We start from the raw sequence: 20,068 nt of genomic DNA, 5'->3' as shown, positions 1-20,068 counted from the left end.
GGGGTTTGGTCGTTCAGGCCGACCAATGGCGGGTCAGTCCTTCAGGCGCAGGGCCACGAAGCGGCTGTCATCGCCGGTCCGTACCAGCATCAGCACCGATTTACGGCCAGCGTCACGGGCTTCCTTGATCGCGGTCTCGATATCCGCCACCCGGTCCACCTTGCGCTGGCCGACATCGACGATCACGTCGCCAACCCGGATCGGCTTGTCGCCGGCGGGTCCGTTGGCGTCGATCTCGGTGATCACGACACCGGTGACGTCTGGGCCAAGCCCGTACCGGTCACGGATCGCGCCGTCGGCCTGGGCCACGGTCAGGCCCAATCCCGCCAGGCTGGTGCCGGCCTGCTGCTCGGGCGGCGCGCCGCCGGCATCGGGTGCCGCCTCGGCGACATCCGCCTCGTCCAGCTCGCCGACCGTCACCTTCAGGTCGACCTTGCGGTTGTCGCGCCAGATCTCCACCGGCACCGAGCGGTTGATCTCGGTTTCGGCCACGATCCGGGGCAGTTCGCGCATCTCGGCCACATCCTTGCCGTCGAAGCGCAGCACCACATCACCCACCTCGATACCGGCGGTGGCGGCGGGGCTGTCGGGCATCACCCTGGCGACCAGCGCGCCATGGGCGCGATCCAGGCCCAGGCTTTCGGCGATGTCGTCGGTGACCGGCTGGATCTGCACGCCCAGCCAGCCGCGACGGGTGCGGCCATATTCCACAAGCTGCTCGATCACCGGCCGCGCCAGCATCGACGGCACGGCAAAGCCGATGCCGACCGAGCCGCCGGTGGGCGAGAAGATCGCGGTGTTGATGCCGATCACCTCGCCGGCCATGTTGAACATCGGGCCGCCGGAATTGCCGCGGTTGATGGCGGCGTCGGTCTGCAGGAAGTCGTCGAACGGCCCGACATTGATGTCGCGGGCGCGCGCCGAGATGATGCCGGCGGTCACCGAACCGCCCAGACCGAACGGATTGCCGACCGCGATCACCCAGTCGCCGACCCGCGAGGTGGCGCTGTCGCCCCACGAGACGAAGGGCAGCGGCTTGGTCGATTTCACCCGCAGCACCGCCAGATCGGTCTTGGGGTCGGTCCCGACCACTTCGGCCGGCAGGGTGGTGTTGTCGGTCAGGATCACCGAGATTTCATCGGCATCCTTGATGACGTGATTGTTGGTCACCACCAGGCCTTCGGCACTGATGATGAAGCCGGACCCCAGCGCCTGAACCTTGCGGGTGGCGCCCGGCTGGCCGCCGCGATCGCCGAAGAAGTCGCGGAACAGGTCTTCGAACGGCGATCCGGGCGGGAATTGCGGCATCGGGATCTGCGGGCCCTGAACCTCGACGCTCTGCGTGGTCGAGATGTTGACCACCGCCGGGGTCAGCTTCTCGACCAGGTCGGCGAAGCTCTCGGGCGCGGGCCGGGCATGGGCCTGCCCGGCCGCCAGTGCCAGACATGCGGCAAGGGTCAAGGCCATCAGCGCGGCGAAAAGGCGGCGCATGACCGGATCGGTCATGGCGCTGGTACGGTCGCGCGCGACGGCTGCGACCGGTCGCCGGATGCGCGCCGAGGGCGGAAGGGAACCTGGCACGTGTTTGTCTCCCTGATACGTTGCCGGCATGCTACGGAAGTCGATGTAGTCGGCGCTCCCTCGCGGATCAAGCGCGGATCGCCCTGGGGTGGCCCATGGGTGCCCCCCGGACTGGCATGGCTGAGGCTCTTGAACGGTCAACTGCGCAGCCACCACACGATGGCGACGCCGATGGCGGCGATCACCGCCCCGCCGACCCGCAAGCGGTCTTCCGGTTCGGCCAGCACGGCGACGATCATCCGCTTCATGCCGCGCGGAAACAACGCATAGATCGCGCCTTCGAACACCAGCACCAGGCCGATGGCGGTCAGCAGGTCGTTCATGCCGGGCTCCTCAAGGCGGATATGCGGGCGGGTTGAGGACCACGGAGACGGCAGCCGTGACGGTTGGAGCCGGTCGGCGGACGCGCGGTGGACAGTCCCCACCACCTGTAGCAAGCTTGCGCCCGCCCGGCAACGGCGCTGGCCAGGGGCGTCGCTGCGGCGGCCCTGCTGCCAGGCCGGCCATGCCCATCTTCAGACGTCGAGAGGCTGCCTCACCATGCGTTACCGCCGACTGGGCCGGAGCGGCCTGCTCGTGTCCGAAATCTCGCTTGGCACCATGACCTTCGGCGGTCAGGTGCCGGAAGCCGAGGCGGTCCGGATCATGTCCCGCGCCTACGACGCCGGGGTCAATCTGTTCGACACCGCCGAAATGTACGCCGTCCCCCAGACGCCCGAGACCCAGGGTGCCAGCGAGCGCATCCTCGGCGCCTTTCTCAAAACCGTGCCGCGCGACCGGGTGATCGTCGCCACCAAGGTCAACGGCCCGGGCGAGGGGCCGCTTTCGGGGATCACCGCCCATATGCGCGGCGGCCTGTCGGCCATCGACCGCTTCCACATCGAACGGGCGGTGGATGCCAGCCTCCGCCGGCTCGGCACCGACGTCATCGATCTCTATCAGACCCACTGGCCCGACCGGGTGGTGCCGATGGCCGAACAGCTCGATGCGCTGGACCGGCTGGTTCAGGCCGGCAAGGTCCGCTATGCGGGCGTCAGCAACGAAACCCCATGGGGGCTGACCCGGCTGGCCGCCACGGCAGAGGCGCAGGGCACAGCCCCGATCGTGTCGGTCCAGAATGTCTATCACATGCTGAAGCGGGTCTATGACGACGGCATGATGGAAGTCTGCCGGAACGAGGGCGTCGGCATGCTCGCCTTCTCGCCGCTCGCCATGGGGTTGCTGACCGGAAAATACGGCACCGGCCAGGACGCGCCACCGGCCTCGCGGCTCTATACCTTCCCGCCTCGCTTCGCCGGCCGCTATCTGCACCCGCGCGCCCTCGCCGCCGCCGGCCGTTATGTGGCGCTGGCCCATGATTTCGGTCTGGACCCCACCACCATGGCGGTTGCCTGGACCGCCGGCCGGCCCGGCGTCACCTCGGCCCTGCCCGGGGTCTCGGCCGATAACCAGTTGGATGCCATCCTGGCCGCCGCCGGTCTCGATCTGTCCGCCGATCTGCGCGACGCGATCGATGCCGTGCACCGCGAGATGCCCAACCCGGTGATCTGACCGGCTCCACCACGGGGGGCATCGGGACATGGAAACGGCCGCCCGGTCTGCCCGGGCGGCCGTTATCCATTGATCCGGACCGATGGTGATCCGGGCGGATGCGATCAGCCGGCCGGAGCGGGAGCCGGGGCCGCGGGCGCCGCGCCATTGCCACCCGGCAGGTTCAGCGTGCCGTCCGATCCGAAATAGCGGAAGAACTCGCCATTCGGGCTCAGCAGCATGGTGGTGTCGGAATTGCCCAACGCCACCCGATAGGCCTGCAGACTGCGATAGAAGTCGAAGAACGCCGCATCCTGGCCGAAGCTGTCGGCAAAGATCTTACTGGCGGTCGCATCGCCTTCACCACGGGCGATCTGCGCTTCCCGGCGGGCCTCGGCCAGAAGCACGGTCCGCTCGCGATCGGCCCGCGACCGGATACGCTGGGCAAGCTCGGCGCCCTGGGCACGCAGCTCGGTCGCCTCGCGTTCACGCTCGGTGCGCATCCGGCTGAAGATCGCCTGGCTGTTGGCTTCCGGCAGATCCACGCGGCGCATGCGCACGTCCAGCACCTCGATGCCGAAGCTCTTGGCCTCGCCATTCACGATCTGGGCGGTCTGGGCCATCAGTTCGGCGCGCTGGCTGGTCAGCACGGTTGCCAGCGGCACCGAGCCCAGCACGTTACGCAGGCTGGCGTTCACGATGCTGTCCAGCCGGGCGCGCACCACCGCTTCCGACCCCACCGCCTGATAGAAGCGCAGCGGATCGACGATGCGGAAGCGGGCGAAACTGTCGACCACCAGCCGCTTCTGGTCGGAGGCGATCAGTTCCTGCACGTCCGCGTCGAAATCCAGCACGCGATTGTCATAGAAAACCACGTTCTGGATGAAGGGCAGCTTGAAATGCAGCCCCGGTTCCTTGACCACCTTGCGCGGCTCACCAAGCTGCAGGACCAGGGCCTGTTCGGTCTGGTGGACCACATAGGTCGCCGAGATGCCGACGATGGCAACGGCCACCGCAGCGATGCCGGCGATGGTGAGAAGACCTTTTCTCATCTCGTCGTCTCCTCGCTCAACGCGGCTGGTTGCTGTTGGGCACCGGCGCCGATGCCGGCGCCGCCGGGCTGGAATAGCCCGACGTCCCTGCGGCCTCGGCCCCGTCGCGTGCCGCGGGCTGCGGCTCGCGGATCAGTCGGTCGAGCGGCAGGTACGGCACGACCGACTGGCCGCCGCCCGCGCCATTGCCCGACACGCCCGGCTCGATGATGATCTTGCTCATCCCGCCCAGCACATCCTCCATCGTCTCCAGATACAGACGACGGGCGGTGATGTCCTTGGCGTTGTTATAGGCGGTCAGGATCGAGGTGAAGCGATCGGCCGAGCCTTCGGCATCCGCAACCACCTGCTCGCGATAGGCCTGGGCTTCCTGGACCAGCCGTTCCGCTTCACCACGGGCGCGGGGCAGGATGCCGTTACGATAGGCTTCCGCCTCGTTCTGCGCCCGCTCCTGGTCGGCACGGGCCGCCTGGACATCGCGGAAGGCATCGATGACCTGCTGCGGCGGATCGACCTTCTGCAACTGCACCTGGGTGACCTCGACGCCGGATTTATACGTGTCCAGCACCGACTGCATCAGATCGCGGGTCTGCTGCTCGATCCGCGCGCGGCCCTCGGTCAGCACGAACTGCAACGGCGTCTGGCCCACGGTCTCGCGCATAGCACTTTCCGCCACCGATTTGATGGTGGTGTCGGGGCGCTGAATCTCGAACAGATAGGCGCCGGCATCCTTGATCCGCCAGAACACCGTCACGTCGATATCGATGATGTTCTCGTCGCCGGTCAGCATCAGGCTTTCGGCATTGACCTCGCGCACGCCGGCGGCGCGCCCGAAATCGGTGCCCGACCGATAGCCGATCTCCACCCGGTTCACCTTGGTGACCGCGGGCTTGTAGACCTCGCCGATCGGTGTCGGCCAGTTATAGTGCAGGCCCGGCGTCGTGGTGTTGACCCAGCGGCCGAACACCAGTTCGACGCCCTGCTCGTCGGGCTGCACGCGATAGAACCCGGTGCCCAGCCAGATGGCCAGACCGACAGCCGCCACCACGGCGATCAGGCGCCCGCTGCCGGCGCCACCTCCGCCCGGCAGCACGCGACGCATGCGTTCCTGGCTCTTGCGCAGCAGTTCATCCAGGTCTGGCGGCTGCGGTCCGCTGGGCCCGCGCCCCCATGGCCCCTGAGGGCCGCCTCCCTGTCCACCGCCCGGCGTGTTCCACGGCATGCTCGATTGATCCCCGCTTCGTGTCGTGGTCGAACCCGTCGCGCGACGGACGGTTGTTTGCGACCATCGGTCGCACCGCCGCCGGCGTCTCGGAGCCATGCGATACCACAGCCGCATAGCCCCATCATCGGCCGGTGTCGAGATATCGGCACGGCCCGCCGCTTGCGCGGCCGGGGCCCGGCACCACATGGTGCCACACCGTCGCACCCCCACCATATGATGCAAGTCCATATGGTGCATGGCGCGACGTTGCGCTTATATCACTGCCACCGCCAGCCTTTCGGCCGGCCCCGCCGGTTTCCCGGCGGTGTCCACCGGTGCCGGCCGCTCCATATCGGACCGCCCGGCATCGGTCGTCCAAATGCCCGATCCTCGGGCTATATCGCAATGAACCCGGAGTTTTCAACCATGTCACGGACCGTTCGCGACCAGATTCTGTCAGCGCTCGCCGGGATAGCCGATCCGGAACGTGGTCGCGACGTGGTCGCATCGGGCCGGATATCGGGTGTCGCCGTCGAAGATGGTGTCGCGCGGATCATGGTCGAGACGACGCCCGAACGCGCCGGCGCCACCGAACCGCTGCGCCGGGCGGTTGAAGCCGCCGCCGCATCCGTGCGCGGCGTGAAGCGCGCCTCGGCGGTGCTGACGGCCGAACGCGGCCCCGCCCAGCGGCCGCCAGCCGCCCCCACGTCAGCCGCCCCCGGGCCAGCCGCCGGCCGGCCGCGCCCGGCGGCCCCCACCCTGCCCGGCGTGAAAGCGGTCATCGCGGTCGCCTCGGGCAAGGGCGGTGTCGGCAAGTCGACTCTGGCGGTCAATCTGGCATTGGCGCTCCAGGCGCGTGGCCTGAAGGTGGGGTTGCTGGACGCCGATGTCTACGGTCCGTCGATCCCGCGGATGCTGGGCCTGTCGGGGCGCCCCGACAGCCCCGACGGCAAGCGGATCACCCCTAAGGTCGGCTGGGGCCTGAAGGCCATGTCGATCGGCCTGATGGTCGAGGAGGATACGCCGCTGATCTGGCGCGGGCCGATGGTGCAGGGCGCGCTCGACCAGTTCCTGCGCGAAACCGACTGGGCGCCGCTCGATATCCTGGTGCTCGACATGCCGCCCGGCACCGGCGACGTTCAACTCTCCATCGCCCAGCGCGTGCCGCTGGCCGGCGCCGTGATCGTCTCGACGCCGCAGGACATCGCCCTGCTGGATGCGCGCAAGGGCCTTGCCATGTTCCGCCGGGTCGAGGTGCCGATCCTGGGGCTGGTCGAGAATATGAGCTGGTTCACCTGCCCGCATTGCGGTGGCCGCTCCGACATCTTCGGTCATGGCGGCGCCCGCGACGAGGCGCTGAAGCTGGGCCTGCCGTTCCTTGGCGCCGTGCCACTCGACCTTGAGGTGCGGATCATGTCGGATGAAGGTCGCCCCGTGGTCGCGGTTGCCCCCGACAGTGAGGCGGCTGCCCCCTATCACGCCATCGCCGCCGGCGTGGTCGACAGCATCGCCAAGGCCCATCGCGAGCCGCCGCGCATCATGATCGAGGACTGATCCCACGCAACCATGGACGGCGATCAACGCCCGATGAACGGATTGAATCCCAGCCCCGCCAGCACCGCCCAGGCGGTCGCCCCCAGATGCGGCCACCGGTGATACCTGAAATCATCGGTTGTGCTGTCGGGGCCGATGGCCAGGCCGGTGGTGATGGAAGGCGCGCGGGTCGCGAACAGATAGCCGCCGGGCGACTGATCGGCCAGCAGGCCCTCCAGCATCACCCGCGCCTCGTCGGGCCGGTCCAGCACCCGCAGCACCAGGGCTGCCTGGGCCGTGCCCTCGATCCAGATGCCGTCGCGGTCATCGTTGAAATCGAAGCCGCCATCCACGCCGTGGGCTGCCTCGGCATAGGCGAAGGCCGCGCGCCAGTCATCCGGCGCGTCGGCCAGCAACAACGGCCATAGCTGGGCATCCAGCCCCGATGTCGCGGTGTTGACCGTCCGGCCATCCGGCAGGGTGCCGGTGGGAAAATGATCCCCCTTGCCCGCCGCCCACATCGCATCCAGAAACGCCCGTGCCCGCGCCGCGGCCTTCGGCCAGTCGGGCTGGTCGGGGTCGATCGCGGCCAGCCGGGTGAACATCGCCGCCAGATCGGCGTGATGTTCGGTCGATTTCCAGCCGATCGCCTGCCGGCCCTCGCCGGCGCCGGCGATGCCGCCGGTATAGCCGCCCGGCCCGTTGTCATCATCGCCGTCGGCCGTGGCGTTGATCACCCAGCGGCCGATCAGCCGGGCGGCATTGCGGGCCTCGTCGCGCAGCATGGCGTTGAATGGCGGCGGGCTGTCATTCGCGCCACGGGCGCCACGCTCGGCCACGCTCAACAGCGCCAGCGCCACCCAGGCGGCATTGCCGGTCGCCGTGCCGACCTGATAGGGATCTTCCACCCAGCGGCCGGCGCTGCCATCCCACCAGCCGTTCGGCGGTGGCGGGCTTTCGGTCTGGGCGCCGGCGCGATAAGCGTTGCGCACCCGGTTGCGATCGGCATCGGGCAGGCTGCGGGCGCCGGTCAGCACCGCATCGGCCAGGGCGGCCGCGATCCGGCCCGCGGCATCATGGCGGCCGCAGGCGATCAGAGCCTGCACCGCCAGGGCGTTGTCATAGGCGAAGGCGGCGCCGGCCAGCGCCGGATCGTCATGCGGGCCTTCGCCGGCCGCATTGTCCCAACTGCGCAGAAAGGCCGGGCCCTGGCCCTTGTTGATCGCATCCATCCGCCCGGCCAGCACCTGGCACAGTGACCGCACGCTCGGCGGCTCGCCCCCCGGCGCCGCCGTGCCGGCGGCGACAGATGCGGTCGATGCGGCCCCAAGCGAGGTGGCAACCACCACAACCCCCGTCAATCGCCGCCAGTTCAAAGCGGCGCGACCCGGAACGGCTTGATCTCGATATCCTGCCACACCTGACCCTCGACATAAGGGTCGGCGGCGATCGCCGCCTCCAATGCCGCCTGATCGGGGAACTCGGCCAGCATCATCGATCCGATCATCCGGCCCTCGGCGTCGAGCATGGCGCCGCCGGTGATCAGTTGCCCGCAGGCCTTCATCCGGCGGGCATTCTCGAAATGCGCCGGCCGGGCGGCCATCCGGCGGTTCAGGGCCTCGGCATCGGTGCCGTCACGGGCGATGACCAGAAACTGCATCGGATATGTCCTCGTGGTCGACCGCTCAGGCCTCGCGGCCCAGCAGGTCCATCAACTCGCGCCACTCTCGCGCGCTCATGCCGCTATCTTCGCGCAGAAGCCGCTCACCCGCCAGCATCCGGCGCACCACATGCAGTGCGGAACGCGACAGATGCGCCCCGCCCAGGCGATATTCCTCGAAGGCCGCCGCCACCAGCGGCACCCAGCGATGCACAACATCCATCATCGCATCGGCATAGACCCGGATCTCGTACTGGGCATGCGGATCGGCGCGCAGCGACAGGAAATGCAGCAGATTGTGCAGATCGGTCTTCCAGTACCACTGCGTGTAGTAATTCAGCGTCAGGTTCATCCGCGCCAGTTCACGCGCCAGCCCGTCGCGGGCGGGGTCCACCGGCGTGCCGTCATCGGCCTCGTTCAGCATGTGGCGATAATTGTCGTACACCCGCCGGGCGTCGTCGCGCAGCATGTCCAGCACCTGACCGGCCTGATCGGGTGGCAGCACCTGGTCGCGGCCCTGGCGGTTGCTGGTCGACTGTGCCGCCACCTGATCCGGCGCCGGGACATAGAATTCCCGATCGAGGATCGAATAGCGGGCGGAATATTCATTCACATTCGCCGTGCGATGGCGGATCCACTGCCGCGCCACGAAGATCGGCAGCTTCACATGCAGCTTGATCTCGCACATCTCGAACGGTGTGGTGTGGCGGTGGCGCATCAGATAGTTGATCAGCCCGCGATCTTCATTGACCCGGCGGGTGCCGCGGCCATACGAAACCCGCGCCGCCTGCACCACCGCCGCGTCGTCGCCCATATAATCGACCACGCGGATGAAGCCATGATCGAGCACGGGAAACGCCGTGTGCAGCACGCTTTCCATGCCGGGCGCCACCACGCGCAGGGTCGGCACCGCCTCCGCGCGCAGAGCGTCGATTTCCGCCTGCTGCTCAGGGGTTACGGTCATGGGGTCAGCCTCCTCGGGGCATTGCTACGGTGGCCACTGGATACCCCGCGGGGCCACGGATGCGCAAGTAGGGCGCGGTATCAGGACGCATTGCCGCAGCTTGGGCTTTGCATGTGGCGATCGACCGCCTATATATGAGGTGCCGGCCGCAAGGTCGGCTATGGCGATACAGGGCCTCTCGGAATAATCGTATCGGACCCGGGGGCAGTGCCCGGCGCCTCCACCAGCTTCAGACCACCGGCTTTCGGGCCGGCGGTCAGATCTCCGGTCTTCGGGCCGGCGAACGACCACCGGCTTCCGGGCCGGTGTTTTGTGGGGGCGAGCCAGGATCGACGTGCGAGGTAAAGGTTTGGTCTTCGCCCGGCATGATACCGCCGTTATCGGGTCAACAAAACAGGTGCGAACGATAATCGTTTTGCCCTCGCTGCCTAATCGGTAAGCGCGGTCCGGGGGGCACCGGGCAACAGAAGCCCCCCACTTCATACGCCGGCCGCTGCCGTCGTCGGGGCCATCCCCGGGGTCGGGCCCTGAGTGCCAGGGGGGCGGGCCGGGCAACCGACATCGAGACCGGACGCCGCATGCCGCAGATCGCTTACGACCAGCTCATCGACACCGCCTTGCGCGGGGTGGTCCGCACGGTACTCGAAGAGGCCGCGGAACATGGCCTCAGCGACGGTCATCATTTCTACCTCACCTTCCGGACCCAGGCTCCGGGTGTCGAGGTGCCGGAGTATCTGCGCGCCCGCTATCCCGACGAGATGACCATCGTCATCGAGCATCAGTACTGGGGCCTGGACGTCAACAGCCACGGCTTCGCGGTGACGCTGGCCTTTGGCGGGCGTCATGAACGGCTGGTCGTGCCCTTTGCCACGATCACCGGCTTCGCCGACCCCAGCGTCAAGTTCGGCCTTCAATTCCACGCGGTCGACGACGCCGACGACGTGTTCGACGAAGACGGCGAGGATGTCGAGGACGATCTGTTCGAGCTGGAAGACCGCCTTCCCGGCGCTCAGGACAACGACGCCGCGGCAAAGCCCGCCGCCGCCGAGGGCGACGCCGGCGACAACGTCGTGGCGCTGGACCGCTTCCGCAAGCGCTGACCGCCACATCCGGTCTCTCCGTCATAGACAGGCCCGCGCATTCCGATGTGCGGGCTTGTCTTGTCTCACGCCCCGGTTTAGCGTGATCCGATGATCCAGCACGAAGCCGCCGCGCCCTTCCCTATGCCAGACGACCTGCCCGCCGCCAGCCGCCGGGTGGCGGCGGCGTTGGCGCAGGCCGGCCATCCGGCGCTGATCCGCATTTTCCCCGACAGCACCCGCTCGGCCGCCGAGGCGGCCGCCGCTGTCGGCTGCACTCCTGAGGCGATCGTGAAATCGCTGATCTTCCGCCGCGCCGATGATGACGTGCCGGTGCTGGCGCTGATCGGCGGCGCCGACCGGGTCGATACCACCCGCCTGGCCACGGCCGCGGGCGGCCGGGTCGCGCGGGCCGATGCCGATTTCGTCCGCCGCCATACCGGCTTCGCCATCGGCGGCGTGCCGCCGGTCGGCCACGCGACGCCACCGGTTGCGGTGATCGACCAGGGGCTGTTCGCGCTGGACGCGGTCTGGGCTGCCGCCGGCACGCCGCATGCCGTGTTTCAGACCACCGCCACCGATCTGGCGCGGATCGCCGGCGCCATCACGGCCGCCATCGCCGCCGACCGCTGAGTTGGTTGCACGCCCCTAATCCGCGCACGCCTCCCCCGCACGCCCATCACCCGCACAGAACGGCCATCATGGACCTTCCCGTCGCGCCGGCCACGCTGCTGGCCTTTCTGTCGGTTGCCCTGGCGATCGTGATCTCCCCCGGGCCGGACACGCTGCTGATCCTGCGCAACACCCTGAATTCCGGCACCCGCACCGGCATGGCCACGGTGGCCGGCGTTCAGTTGGGGCTGGTGGGCCACACCGCGCTGGCGGCGCTGGGGCTGTCGGTGGTGATTGCGTCGTCGCCACGCCTGTTCGGTCTGGTGGCACTGGCCGGCGGCGGCTATCTGGGCTGGCTGGGCCTGCAATCCTTTCGCGGCGGGCTGATGCGCATCGATACCGCCGGCCGCACGGTCGGCGCGGGGGCCGCGCTACGCGACGCGATGCTCACCAACCTGCTCAACCCCAAGGTCATCCTGCTGTTTCTGGCGCTGATGCCCGGTTTCGTCGATCCCGCCCGCGCGGCCACGCCGCAACTGGTGATGCTGGCCCTGGCCCTGCTGGCCATCAACATCGTCTGGCAGGTGCCGGTGGCGCTGGCGGCGGAAGCCGCCCGGCGTCAACTGTCGCGGCCCGTGGTGCAACGCTGGATCAACCGGCTGACCGGCGCCATCCTGATGGGCTTCGGCGTGCTGCTGATCTGGGATCATGGTGGAGGTCTGTTCGGATGACGAGCATCGGCCCGGACGGCAATCCGGCAGCGCTGCCGCCACTGGACGCGGCGGTCGAAAAGCGGTCGGTCTCGATCCGCGGCCACCGCACCAGCGTGTCGCTGGAAACGCCGTTCTGGCAGGTGCTGAAGCGGGCGGCGCGGGCCCGCGGCATGTCGCTGGGCGGCCTGATCGCGGCGGTCGATGCGGCGCGGGCGGTGGAGCGGGTGAACCTGTCGAGCGCGCTGCGCCTGTTCGCGCTGGCCGAATCCGAGCGGGGCACGGCGCCCCCCGGCGCCGCCGGTCATGATCCGTCGGCCCCGGAAAAGGCCGCGATCGCACCCGGTGATCGCTGACGACGCCCAATCCGCCGCCCCGACGCTTGCGCAGCAGGGCCCGAGTGGTATAAGTCAAAGCCGAAAGCACAGGTGACGCCCCCGGCCCCGGGGCGTCAGGGCGGGGCGTAGCGCAGCCTGGTAGCGCATCTGCTTTGGGAGCAGAGGGTCGCGTGTTCGAATCACGCCGCCCCGACCATCTTTCTTCGGGCACGGATCATCAACACGGCCCGCGCCCGCGGGCCGGTCGATCAAGGATCTTGCAGGGCGATGGACGCGCGCATCTACCAGCCGGCGAAGACCGCCATGCAGTCCGGCCGTGGCAACACCCGTAAATGGGTGCTGGAGATGGAACCCGCAACCGCGAAGCGCATCGATCCGCTGATGGGCTGGACCAGTTCGGCCGACACCGATCAGCAGGTGGTGCTGCGCTTCGACAGCAAAGAGGCCGCCATCGCCTTCGCCAGACGCAAGGGCCTGACCTATGAGATCTTCGAGCCGCATCTGCGCGCGCCCAAGATCCAGGCCTATGCCGACCGTTTCCGCTGGGACCGGGTGCGCTGATCGGGCCCCGGCCCCATGCCTCAAGTGCCCTTAGCTCAGTCGGATAGAGCATCGGCCTTCTAAGCCGGCGGTCGCAGGTTCGAATCCTGCAGGGCACGCCATATGAGAAACGCGCCGCAGCCCGGGCATTCCCGGCTGCGGCGCGTTTTCATGTCGCCGCCATGCCTGGCGCAACCGGCACGAACGGAACGGCCGCGCCGCCCTCAGAATTCTCTTATCACGCGATTTATTTCTCCATAACCTGTCCTGACACGTGTTGATCCGGCGCTGGCGCCGGAGATCGATCGGGATAGGACGACGCAATGACAACCGCTGACGGTGCAATGACCGGAGCCATGACGACCGACTGGGATGTGGTCGTGGTCGGCTCGGGCTTCGGTGGCTCGGTCTCGGCGCTCAGACTGGCCGAGAAGGGCTATCGGGTGCTGGTGGTCGAACAGGGCCGGCGGTTCGCGCCGGACGATTTCCCCACCACCAACCGCCAGCTCAGCCGCTGGCTGTGGGCGCCGTCGCGCGGCTGGCGCGGCCCGTTCCGGATGACCCTGCTGAAGCATCAGACCATCCTGTCGGGCGTGGGTGTCGGTGGCGGGTCGCTGGTCTATGGCGCCACCCTGCCGGTGCCGCGCGACGGCTTCTATGACGGCGGCGACTGGCAGGGCCTCGCCGACTGGCGGGCCGAACTGGCACCACATTACCAGACGGCGCGCCGGATGCTGGGGGTCGCCACCCAGCCGCGCCTGGAACCCGGCGATGTCGCCCTTTATGACCTGGCCGCGGAAGATGGCCGCGCCGATCATGCCGGCCCCACCGAGGTCGGCATCTTCTTCGGCGACGGCCCGCCCCAACCTGACAGCCCGCCCGCCCCTGACAGCCCGCCCGGCCCCGATGCGCCGGCGGTCGCCGATCCGTATTTCAACGGTGCCGGCCCCGACCGTCAGCCGTGCCGGTTCTGCGCCGCCTGCATGCTCGGCTGCCGCTACGGGGCCAAGAACACGCTGGACCGGAACTATCTGTGGCTGGCGGAGCGGCTGGGTGCAGAGGTCCGGGCGGAAACCACCGTCACCGATGTCCGCCCCCTGCCCGCCAGCCGGGATGGTGGCAGCGGCTATGTCGTCACGCTGACGGGCACGGGGTTGAAAACCGCGACCAGGGGCCGCAAGACACCACTGCCGGTGGCTACGGTGACCGCCGGCCGGGTGGTGTTTGCAGGCGGCGTGCTCGGCACCGTGCCGCTGCTGCTGCGTCTGAAACGCCAGGGCAGCCTGCCGGCCTTGTCCGACAGGCTGGGGCATGCGGTGCGGACCAATTCCGAAGCGGTCATCCAGGTTCAGTCGCTGGACGACACCATCTATGCCACCGGCATCGGGATCACGGCCGGCTATACCCTGGCCGACGGCACGCATATCGAGCTGGTGCGCTATCCGCCGGGATCGAACGTCTTCGCCCCGGTCAGCTTTCCCCATGGCGAAGGCGCCACCGCCGGCGCGCGGCTGCGCGGCATTCTGGGCCGCATGCTCCGCCACCCCCGCGCACATGCCCGCGCCCTGTTCCGCCGCGACCGCAGCGCCCACAGCAACACCATCCTGGCGATGCAGACCGGGGGCGGCTGCCTGCGCCTGGATCTGGACGCCCGGGGCCGTCTGATCAGCCGGCCCGACACCGGCCCCCTGCCCACCGCCGTGGTGCCGGCCGCCAGCGCCTTCGCCCGGCGCTTCGCGCGGCGGATCAACGGCATCGCCTTCTCGCTGATCACCGAAACCCTGGCCGGCAAGCCGACCACGGCCCATATCCTGGGCGGCGCGGTGATCGGCGCCGATGCCGGCCGGGGCGTCATCGACACCGCCCACCGCCTGTTCGGCTATGACGGGCTCTATGTCGTCGATGGCTCGGCCGTGCCATCCAATCCCGGTGTCAACCCGTCGCTCACCATCACCGCGATGGCCGAACGCGCCATGGCGCTGATCCCGGCCAAGGTCGCGGCGACCTGACCGGCGGCCTCGTCAATCGACGCAGATGGCCCGCCACGGGTTTCCCCATGGCGGGCCATCTGCGTCTCTCAAGACATCCAGCGCGCGGGTGGCGCGCCCCTTATCCGATGATCAGTGCGACATCAGCACCGGCACGGTCATGTGGCCCATGATGTGGCGGGTCACGCCGCCCAGCACCAGTTCGCGCAGCCGGCTGTGGCCATAGGCGCCCATCACCAGCAGGTCGATGCCGGTCTCGGCGATCCGGTTCAGCACGGCGTCGCCGATGCCGACATCGCTGGTCGACAGCTTCTCGACCACCACCTCGACCTTCACGCCGTGGCGGGCCAGATAGCTGGCCATGTCGCTGCCGGGCATCTCGCCATGGCGGCCGGGCTTGGGGTTGATCACCAGAAGCTGCACGGTCTTGGCCGCCTTCAGCATCGGCAGGGCGTCGACCAGGGCGCGGGTGGCCTCGCGGCCGCCATCATAGGCGGCCAGAATATGCTCGCCCACCGTCCGCTCCTTGGGCAGGCCGATATAGGGCACCACCAGCACCGGCCGACCGGCGCCGAACATGGTCTCCTCGATCAGCAGGTCGCCGGCATCGTCGGTGCCGGGCTCGGGCTGGCCCAGAATGGTCAGGTCGGCATAGCGGGCATGCAGGGCCACGCGGTCGATGTAATCGGTCGCGATCACGCTTTCGCTGCGCATCTCCACGGTCAGGTGGCGGCGCTTCAGCATGGTCTCGATCTCGGCCAGACGCGCCTTGGACTGGCGCTTGCGCTCGGCCGCCGCCGTCTCCAGCACGCTGGAGGGCACATGTTCCATCATGTAGCCGGGCATCACGATGTCGACCGACATGTACACCGCGGTCAGATGCGCGTCGAACCGCTCCTTCAGGATCCGCGCGACGTCGAGCCGGGCTTCGGTCGACGGACGATCATCGACATGAACGAGCAGGGACTTATAGGACATGACCGGATCTCCTGAGGGCACCTGACCGCGATGGCGGGCATGATGGCCCGTCTCGCACCGGGACGAGCGGCAATGCCCGTCCTCTTGGTTTCAAGTCTAGCCGGAGCGTCGCCCGAAACCTTGATCGGGATCAAGATACCCCATTTCGCTGCGGAAAAACCGCCGCCACCGGCACTCTTGCCTTCAGCGCCATTTCCATGACCTCGCCGTCCGGATCGGACAGATGGGTGATGGCGCCGCCGGCGCCGATGCTGGCGCCATCCTCATCCACCACCACGGTGCGGATCACCATCGCCAGGCGCATCGATCCGTCCAGGCCGATCCGGCCGATGGCGCCGGAATAGATCCCCCTGGGGCCGCCTTCCAGCCGGGCGATGATCTCCAGCGTCCGACGCTTGGGTGCGCCGGTCATCGATCCGCCGGGAAAACACGCCGCCAGCACCTGGATCGCGGTGGCGTCGGGCCGCAGCCGGGCCCGCACCGTGCTCACCATCTGATGCAGGGTGGCAAAGCTCTCGATGCCGAACAGCACCGGCACATCCACCCCGTCGGGCCGTGCCATCCGGCCCAGATCGTTGCGCATCAGATCCACGATCATCAGGTTTTCCGCCCGCTCCTTTTCACTACCGGCCAGCATGGCGATCTGCGCGGCATCGGCCGCCGGATCGGCGCCCCGGCCGATGGTTCCCTTGATCGGCCGGGCGATCGCGCGGCCGCCGCTCATATCCACCTCCAGAAACAGTTCGGGGGAGGCCGACAGCACGCTGACATCGCCGAAGCCCAGCCACGCCATCAGCGGCGCCCGCGCCATGCGCCGCAGCCGGCGATAGCTGGTCCAGGCATCCACCGGCCCGGCGACATGCATCTGTCTGGTCAGGCAGATCTCGAACGACTGCCCCATCCGGATCAGCCGCTGCGCCGCGCGGATGCGGCGGCGATAGCTGTCGGGGCCGTGGCGGGCGGTCACCCGATGGGCGATCGGGGTCATGTCCACAGCCGGCAGGGGGCGGGCCACCGCCAGCCGCGCCAACCAGTCATCCGCCCAGGCCTGTGCCGCAGCGATGGCGGCGGGGTCGGCCGCCGGCACCAGCATCACCGCCTCGATCGCATGGCCGCCATCCGGCCCCGGCGCCGCCACCAGCAGCCGGTCGGCCAGAATCAGCCGCAGATCGTCGTGGCGGCTGGCATGATGCGGCACGCCGGTCGCGATCTCGGCCAGTTCATAGCCCAGATAGCCATAGAAGCCCGGCCCGGGCAGCGGCGCGCCGTCATCGCCCGCCACCGGCGCCACCCGGCCGATCCGGCGGGCCATGTCGTCCAGCAGGTCGAAGACCGGGCCGTCGACATGGCCCAGCAGGCGGCCGGCGCCATCGGCCACGGTCAGCCGCCGCGCGGCCACCCGATAGCGCAGCCGCCGGGCGGCGGGGCCCTGGGCCGCCAGGATCACCGGCCGCGCCGCCGGGTCGCCATCGGCCGCATCCAGCCACAGCGACCAGCCGCCCTCGCGGCACGCCAGATCGGCCACCGCCTCGATATCCACGGCCTCGCCCACCCGCCGCCGCAGCACCTGCCAGCCCGCCGGCCCCGGATCGGGCAGCATGCCCGCCGGCCAGTCACGGTGTTCCGGCGCCGACGATACGCCGCCGCCTGATGATGGGGGCAGGACTTGCCCCGCCTCTGCGGAGACCGGGTCACCGTGCCCTGCCGCGATCCCGGCGAAATTCGCCAGCAGCCGCGCGCCATCATTGGTCAGAATTGATTCCGGATGGAACTGCACGCCGAACACCGGCGCCGTCCGGTGGCCCAGCGCCATCACCGCGCCGTCATCGCCGGCCCGCGCCAGCACCTGCAGATCATCGGGCACCGGTTCGGCCGCGACCAGCGAATGATAGCGCACCGCCATGAAGGGCGATGCCAGCCCTGAAAGCAGCCGGTGTCCGTGATGAACCACCGGGCTCAGCCGGCCGTGGCGCGGCTCGCCCGCGCGGATCACGGCGCCACCGGCGGCGATCGCCAGCCCCTGATGGCCCAGGCAGATGCCAAGCACGGCAAGCCGGCTGCCGGGCACCAGCGCCGCGCGCAGCACCTCGGCCCCCAGCCGGAAATCGGCCGGCGTATCGGGCCGCCCCGGCCCCGGTGAAATCAGCACCGCCCGGAAGCCATCGCCGGCCAGATCCCGCCAATGCGCCGCGTCATGCGGCACGATCACCGGCAGAACGCCGGTGACCTGCCACCACAGCCGGGCCAGATTGCCGGTGAAGCTGTCATGATTGTCGATCAGCAGGCAGCGCATCCGGCGATATCCCGTGGCCAGTCGAGGACGAAGCGCCGGCCGCATCGGCCAGAGCGCGTTGGATATAACCATGTCGCGCGGTTTGGCCAGGGATTGATGGCCCTGAGCGACATGGAAAAGCCTCTCATCTGACACTGGCGGCATCGGAACTGGCCGGCCATGGTGAAATCCGCTATACGCTGCACTGCGGTATCGCCCCGTCTGCGCATCGCGCGGTGGCATCCTTCGTTCAGCCGATGAGGCATCCTTTCCCATGAGCGCTTCTGCCCCTGGCATCCCCGCGACCCGGCCCCGCGTCTTCGCGCCTGCGGCGTCATCGCATCGCCGAGGTACTGCTACGGTGTCGGATCCGGCCGCGGCACTGGCACTGGCGAGTTCGGGCCTGCGCTTCGCCCCGGAAGACAACCCGTTCCGGACCGTGATCGCCGATGTCACCCATCGCTGCAACATGGTCTGCCGCAATTGCTATATTCCGAACCGCGACGTCCCCGATCTGGATGCGGACTGGTTGATCGCGCTGATCGCCCGCTTCCCGCGCCGGATCAGGCTGCGCATCGTGGGTGCCGAGCCGACCATGCGCCGGGATCTGCCGGATCTGATCGCCCGGGTGCGCGATACCGGTCATCTGCCGGTCCTGCTGACCAACGCCCTGAAGCTGGCCGACCGGCGTTATGTCGCGCGGCTGAAGGCGTCGGGGCTGCGCACCGTGCATGTCTCCTTCGATGGCGGGCTCGACGACGACCTCTATGAAGCGGTCGACGATCTGCGCTGCGCCACCAAGAAGCTTGCCGCCCTCGACAACATGTGCGCCGAGAACCTGTTCGTCACCGCCGGCATGATCCTGGTGCGGGGCGTGAATGACGGCCATCTGCCGGTGTTCATGAACCATCTGCGCGGCCGCCCGCAGGTGCGCGAGATCCATCTGCGCTCGGTGGGCCAGATCGGCCGGTTCATGGAAACCGACCCTTTCCGGCTGGACGAGTTGATCCGGCTTGCCGAAACCGCACTCGACCGGCCCCGCGATAGCTGGCAGCGCATGGAGCGCGGCCGCTCCCATCTCGACTTCTTCGTCGACGGCGTCAAGTTCCAACTGACGGAATGGCCGGATCTGGGCTCGGAGGAACGCGGCCGCATCACCCCCGAAGGGTTTGTCGAGCCGTTCTTCGAACATGTGATGGCCAATGAGAACCGCTACTGATCCGGCCGACAGCCCCGGATGCGACAGGCAGCCCCTGGACGATGCGACAGCGGCCTTCGCGGCCCGGCTGCAGCACATCGTCGGAACCTGTCCGGTGGGGCAGACGCGGATGGTGCGCGCGCTTGCGTCGCCACGCTGCCCGCGCGCGCTGGAACGGCGTCTGGCGGTCAGCGCCTATGTGGGCGCGCGCGCCTTCACCGGCCAGCTCGCCGCGCTGATCCGTCTGGCCGACGCCCCCGAGGCCCGGCTGATGCTGATCGAGAACCTGATCGACGAGGAAGGCCTGCGCATCGTCTCGGGCCAGGGCCTTGCCCTGCGGCCACAGGCGGTGCATCTGCGCTGGGCGGAAATCTTCCTCCACAGCCTGGACATGACCGTCGACGATGCCCTGGCCATGGCATCGGCCGATGGCATCAACCGGCGGCTCACCCGTTTCGCGGCCTATCTGGCCGCCGGCGACTGGCTGGCGGCGATGGCCTATCTCATGGTCGGGCAGGAAGCGCTGGTACCGGCCACCTTCGGCCCGATCATCGATGGCCTGCGCGCGCGCGGCCATGATGAGGCCGGGATCGTGTTTTTCACCGCCCATCTGGCGGCGGATCTGGAACATGGCGGGCAGGCGGTCGCCCTGATGGCGCGACTTGCCGGCCGCGACCACCGGCGGCAGGCGGCGATCGCCGACGCGGTCATGCAGGGTGCCCATGACTGGTGGCTCAGCTATGGCGGCGACGGCGCCACCGACATGGCCAGCCGCCAACCCGGCTGGTGGTGTGCCATGACCAGCCCCTCATGACCACGCCGTCGTGAT

General features: G+C 68.9%; 19 protein-coding genes, 2 tRNA genes and 1 other RNA gene. 13 read left to right on the top strand and 9 right to left on the bottom strand.

Features of this window, described 5'->3' with window-relative positions; genetic code table 11:
• Positions 1-33: 33 nt before the first annotated feature.
• Both WG924_RS22960 and WG924_RS22955 read right to left on the bottom strand, forming a co-directional pair.
• Positions 34-1,506, bottom strand: a complete 1,473-nt coding sequence (locus WG924_RS22960) for a DegQ family serine endoprotease (RefSeq protein ID WP_372045132.1) — start codon at positions 1,504-1,506, stop codon at positions 34-36.
• A gap of 212 nt (positions 1,507-1,718) precedes the next feature.
• Positions 1,719-1,904 (bottom strand): DUF2065 domain-containing protein, encoded by a 186-nt coding sequence (locus tag WG924_RS22955; RefSeq protein ID WP_345935383.1) that lies wholly within the window; start codon positions 1,902-1,904, stop codon positions 1,719-1,721.
• 217 nt (positions 1,905-2,121) lie between these two features.
• On the opposite strand from WG924_RS22955, the gene WG924_RS22950 reads away from it, so the two are divergent.
• A complete protein-coding gene (locus tag WG924_RS22950) occupies positions 2,122-3,132 on the top strand; it encodes an aldo/keto reductase (RefSeq protein WP_345935382.1) in 1,011 nt (336 codons plus the stop codon).
• A gap of 104 nt (positions 3,133-3,236) precedes the next feature.
• Here the strand turns inward: WG924_RS22950 and hflC are convergent, their stop codons facing one another.
• A complete protein-coding gene (hflC, locus tag WG924_RS22945) occupies positions 3,237-4,163 on the bottom strand; it encodes a protease modulator HflC (RefSeq protein WP_345935381.1) in 927 nt (308 codons plus the stop codon).
• Positions 4,164-4,179: 16 nt separating this feature from the next.
• Positions 4,180-5,385 (bottom strand): FtsH protease activity modulator HflK, encoded by a 1,206-nt coding sequence (gene hflK / locus WG924_RS22940; protein WP_345935380.1) that lies wholly within the window; start codon positions 5,383-5,385, stop codon positions 4,180-4,182.
• A gap of 408 nt (positions 5,386-5,793) precedes the next feature.
• Between hflK and WG924_RS22935 the strand changes: the two genes are divergently transcribed.
• Positions 5,794-6,921: an Mrp/NBP35 family ATP-binding protein gene (locus WG924_RS22935; protein WP_345935379.1), complete on the top strand. Its 1,128-nt coding sequence runs from the start codon at positions 5,794-5,796 to the stop codon at positions 6,919-6,921.
• A gap of 23 nt (positions 6,922-6,944) precedes the next feature.
• Here the strand turns inward: WG924_RS22935 and WG924_RS22930 are convergent, their stop codons facing one another.
• The 3 genes from WG924_RS22930 to thyX are packed head-to-tail and all read right to left on the bottom strand — an operon-like array spanning position 6,945 to position 9,524.
• Complete coding sequence (locus WG924_RS22930) at positions 6,945-8,246, bottom strand: hypothetical protein (protein WP_345935378.1); 1,302 nt, start codon at positions 8,244-8,246, stop codon at positions 6,945-6,947.
• A 26-nt stretch (positions 8,247-8,272) separates the two neighbouring features.
• Entirely contained in the window at positions 8,273-8,560 is a 288-nt protein-coding gene (locus WG924_RS22925; protein WP_345935377.1) for a YciI family protein, read from the bottom strand.
• Positions 8,561-8,585: 25 nt separating this feature from the next.
• The gene (gene thyX / locus WG924_RS22920) at positions 8,586-9,524 is read right to left on the bottom strand and encodes an FAD-dependent thymidylate synthase (protein ID WP_345935376.1); all 939 of its coding nucleotides are present in this window, start codon (positions 9,522-9,524) and stop codon (positions 8,586-8,588) included.
• Positions 9,525-9,626: 102 nt separating this feature from the next.
• On the opposite strand from thyX, the gene ssrA reads away from it, so the two are divergent.
• The 9 genes from ssrA to WG924_RS22875 all read left to right on the top strand — a co-directional run bounded on the left by ssrA (position 9,627) and on the right by WG924_RS22875 (position 14,812).
• Positions 9,627-10,003, top strand: a transfer-messenger RNA (tmRNA) gene (ssrA, locus tag WG924_RS22915).
• Between the two features lie 99 nt (positions 10,004-10,102).
• Positions 10,103-10,624 (top strand): SspB family protein, encoded by a 522-nt coding sequence (locus tag WG924_RS22910; RefSeq protein ID WP_345935375.1) that lies wholly within the window; start codon positions 10,103-10,105, stop codon positions 10,622-10,624.
• 90 nt (positions 10,625-10,714) lie between these two features.
• Positions 10,715-11,236, top strand: coding sequence for a YbaK/EbsC family protein (locus WG924_RS22905; protein ID WP_345935374.1), 522 nt, complete (start codon positions 10,715-10,717; stop codon positions 11,234-11,236).
• A gap of 68 nt (positions 11,237-11,304) precedes the next feature.
• A complete protein-coding gene (locus tag WG924_RS22900) occupies positions 11,305-11,946 on the top strand; it encodes a LysE family translocator (protein ID WP_345935373.1) in 642 nt (213 codons plus the stop codon).
• Positions 11,943-12,281, top strand: a complete 339-nt coding sequence (locus tag WG924_RS22895) for a ribbon-helix-helix domain-containing protein (RefSeq protein WP_345935372.1) — start codon at positions 11,943-11,945, stop codon at positions 12,279-12,281. Before WG924_RS22900 ends, WG924_RS22895 begins: the two co-directional genes overlap by 4 nt.
• Before the next feature lie 101 nt (positions 12,282-12,382).
• A tRNA-Pro gene (locus WG924_RS22890) sits at positions 12,383-12,459 on the top strand.
• Between the two features lie 71 nt (positions 12,460-12,530).
• The gene (locus WG924_RS22885; RefSeq protein WP_188577115.1) at positions 12,531-12,824 is read left to right on the top strand and encodes an ETC complex I subunit; all 294 of its coding nucleotides are present in this window, start codon (positions 12,531-12,533) and stop codon (positions 12,822-12,824) included.
• 24 nt (positions 12,825-12,848) lie between these two features.
• Positions 12,849-12,925 (top strand) — tRNA-Arg (locus tag WG924_RS22880).
• Positions 12,926-13,159: 234 nt separating this feature from the next.
• Positions 13,160-14,812 (top strand): GMC oxidoreductase, encoded by a 1,653-nt coding sequence (locus tag WG924_RS22875; protein WP_345935371.1) that lies wholly within the window; start codon positions 13,160-13,162, stop codon positions 14,810-14,812.
• Between the two features lie 111 nt (positions 14,813-14,923).
• On the opposite strand, the gene WG924_RS22870 is transcribed toward WG924_RS22875, so the two are convergent.
• Both WG924_RS22870 and WG924_RS22865 read right to left on the bottom strand, forming a co-directional pair.
• Positions 14,924-15,769, bottom strand: coding sequence for a universal stress protein (locus WG924_RS22870; protein ID WP_345935370.1), 846 nt, complete (start codon positions 15,767-15,769; stop codon positions 14,924-14,926).
• A 130-nt stretch (positions 15,770-15,899) separates the two neighbouring features.
• The gene (locus WG924_RS22865; protein ID WP_345935369.1) at positions 15,900-18,062 is read right to left on the bottom strand and encodes a chorismate-binding protein; all 2,163 of its coding nucleotides are present in this window, start codon (positions 18,060-18,062) and stop codon (positions 15,900-15,902) included.
• A gap of 340 nt (positions 18,063-18,402) precedes the next feature.
• Between WG924_RS22865 and WG924_RS22860 the strand changes: the two genes are divergently transcribed.
• Positions 18,403-19,260 carry a radical SAM protein gene (locus WG924_RS22860; RefSeq protein WP_345935368.1) on the top strand — a complete coding sequence of 286 codons (858 nt, stop codon included), beginning with the start codon at positions 18,403-18,405 and terminating at the stop codon, positions 19,258-19,260.
• Positions 19,244-20,053 (top strand): iron-containing redox enzyme family protein, encoded by an 810-nt coding sequence (locus WG924_RS22855; protein ID WP_345935367.1) that lies wholly within the window; start codon positions 19,244-19,246, stop codon positions 20,051-20,053. The genes WG924_RS22860 and WG924_RS22855 overlap by 17 nt, the downstream gene beginning before the upstream one ends.
• The last annotated feature ends 15 nt before the right edge of the window (positions 20,054-20,068 follow it).

This window comes from Tistrella arctica (assembly GCF_039630945.1).
In the GTDB taxonomy this organism is placed as follows: domain Bacteria; phylum Pseudomonadota; class Alphaproteobacteria; order Tistrellales; family Tistrellaceae; genus Tistrella; species Tistrella bauzanensis.
Note: the sequence above shows the minus strand (reverse complement) of the source record. Positions and strands in the feature narration are given on the sequence as shown.

Excerpts from the sequence above, each read along its gene's own strand:
- WG924_RS22925 (WP_345935377.1), bottom strand. The coding sequence starts at position 8,560 with ATGCAGTTTCTGGTCATCGCCCGTGACGGCACCGATGCCGAGGCCCTG.
- WG924_RS22960 (WP_372045132.1), bottom strand. The coding sequence starts at position 1,506 with ATGACCGATCCGGTCATGCGCCGCCTTTTCGCCGCGCTGATGGCCTTG.
- WG924_RS22900 (WP_345935373.1), top strand. The coding sequence starts at position 11,305 with ATGGACCTTCCCGTCGCGCCGGCCACGCTGCTGGCCTTTCTGTCGGTT.
- hflC (WP_345935381.1), bottom strand. The coding sequence starts at position 4,163 with ATGAGAAAAGGTCTTCTCACCATCGCCGGCATCGCTGCGGTGGCCGTT.
- WG924_RS22895 (WP_345935372.1), top strand. The coding sequence starts at position 11,943 with ATGACGAGCATCGGCCCGGACGGCAATCCGGCAGCGCTGCCGCCACTG.
- WG924_RS22955 (WP_345935383.1), bottom strand. The coding sequence starts at position 1,904 with ATGAACGACCTGCTGACCGCCATCGGCCTGGTGCTGGTGTTCGAAGGC.
- WG924_RS22935 (WP_345935379.1), top strand. The coding sequence starts at position 5,794 with ATGTCACGGACCGTTCGCGACCAGATTCTGTCAGCGCTCGCCGGGATA.
- WG924_RS22910 (WP_345935375.1), top strand. The coding sequence starts at position 10,103 with ATGCCGCAGATCGCTTACGACCAGCTCATCGACACCGCCTTGCGCGGG.
- thyX (WP_345935376.1), bottom strand. The coding sequence starts at position 9,524 with ATGACCGTAACCCCTGAGCAGCAGGCGGAAATCGACGCTCTGCGCGCG.
- WG924_RS22870 (WP_345935370.1), bottom strand. The coding sequence starts at position 15,769 with ATGTCCTATAAGTCCCTGCTCGTTCATGTCGATGATCGTCCGTCGACC.
- WG924_RS22950 (WP_345935382.1), top strand. The coding sequence starts at position 2,122 with ATGCGTTACCGCCGACTGGGCCGGAGCGGCCTGCTCGTGTCCGAAATC.
- WG924_RS22885 (WP_188577115.1), top strand. The coding sequence starts at position 12,531 with ATGGACGCGCGCATCTACCAGCCGGCGAAGACCGCCATGCAGTCCGGC.
- WG924_RS22865 (WP_345935369.1), bottom strand. The coding sequence starts at position 18,062 with ATGCGCTGCCTGCTGATCGACAATCATGACAGCTTCACCGGCAATCTG.
- hflK (WP_345935380.1), bottom strand. The coding sequence starts at position 5,385 with ATGCCGTGGAACACGCCGGGCGGTGGACAGGGAGGCGGCCCTCAGGGG.
- WG924_RS22905 (WP_345935374.1), top strand. The coding sequence starts at position 10,715 with ATGATCCAGCACGAAGCCGCCGCGCCCTTCCCTATGCCAGACGACCTG.
- WG924_RS22855 (WP_345935367.1), top strand. The coding sequence starts at position 19,244 with ATGAGAACCGCTACTGATCCGGCCGACAGCCCCGGATGCGACAGGCAG.
- WG924_RS22875 (WP_345935371.1), top strand. The coding sequence starts at position 13,160 with ATGACGACCGACTGGGATGTGGTCGTGGTCGGCTCGGGCTTCGGTGGC.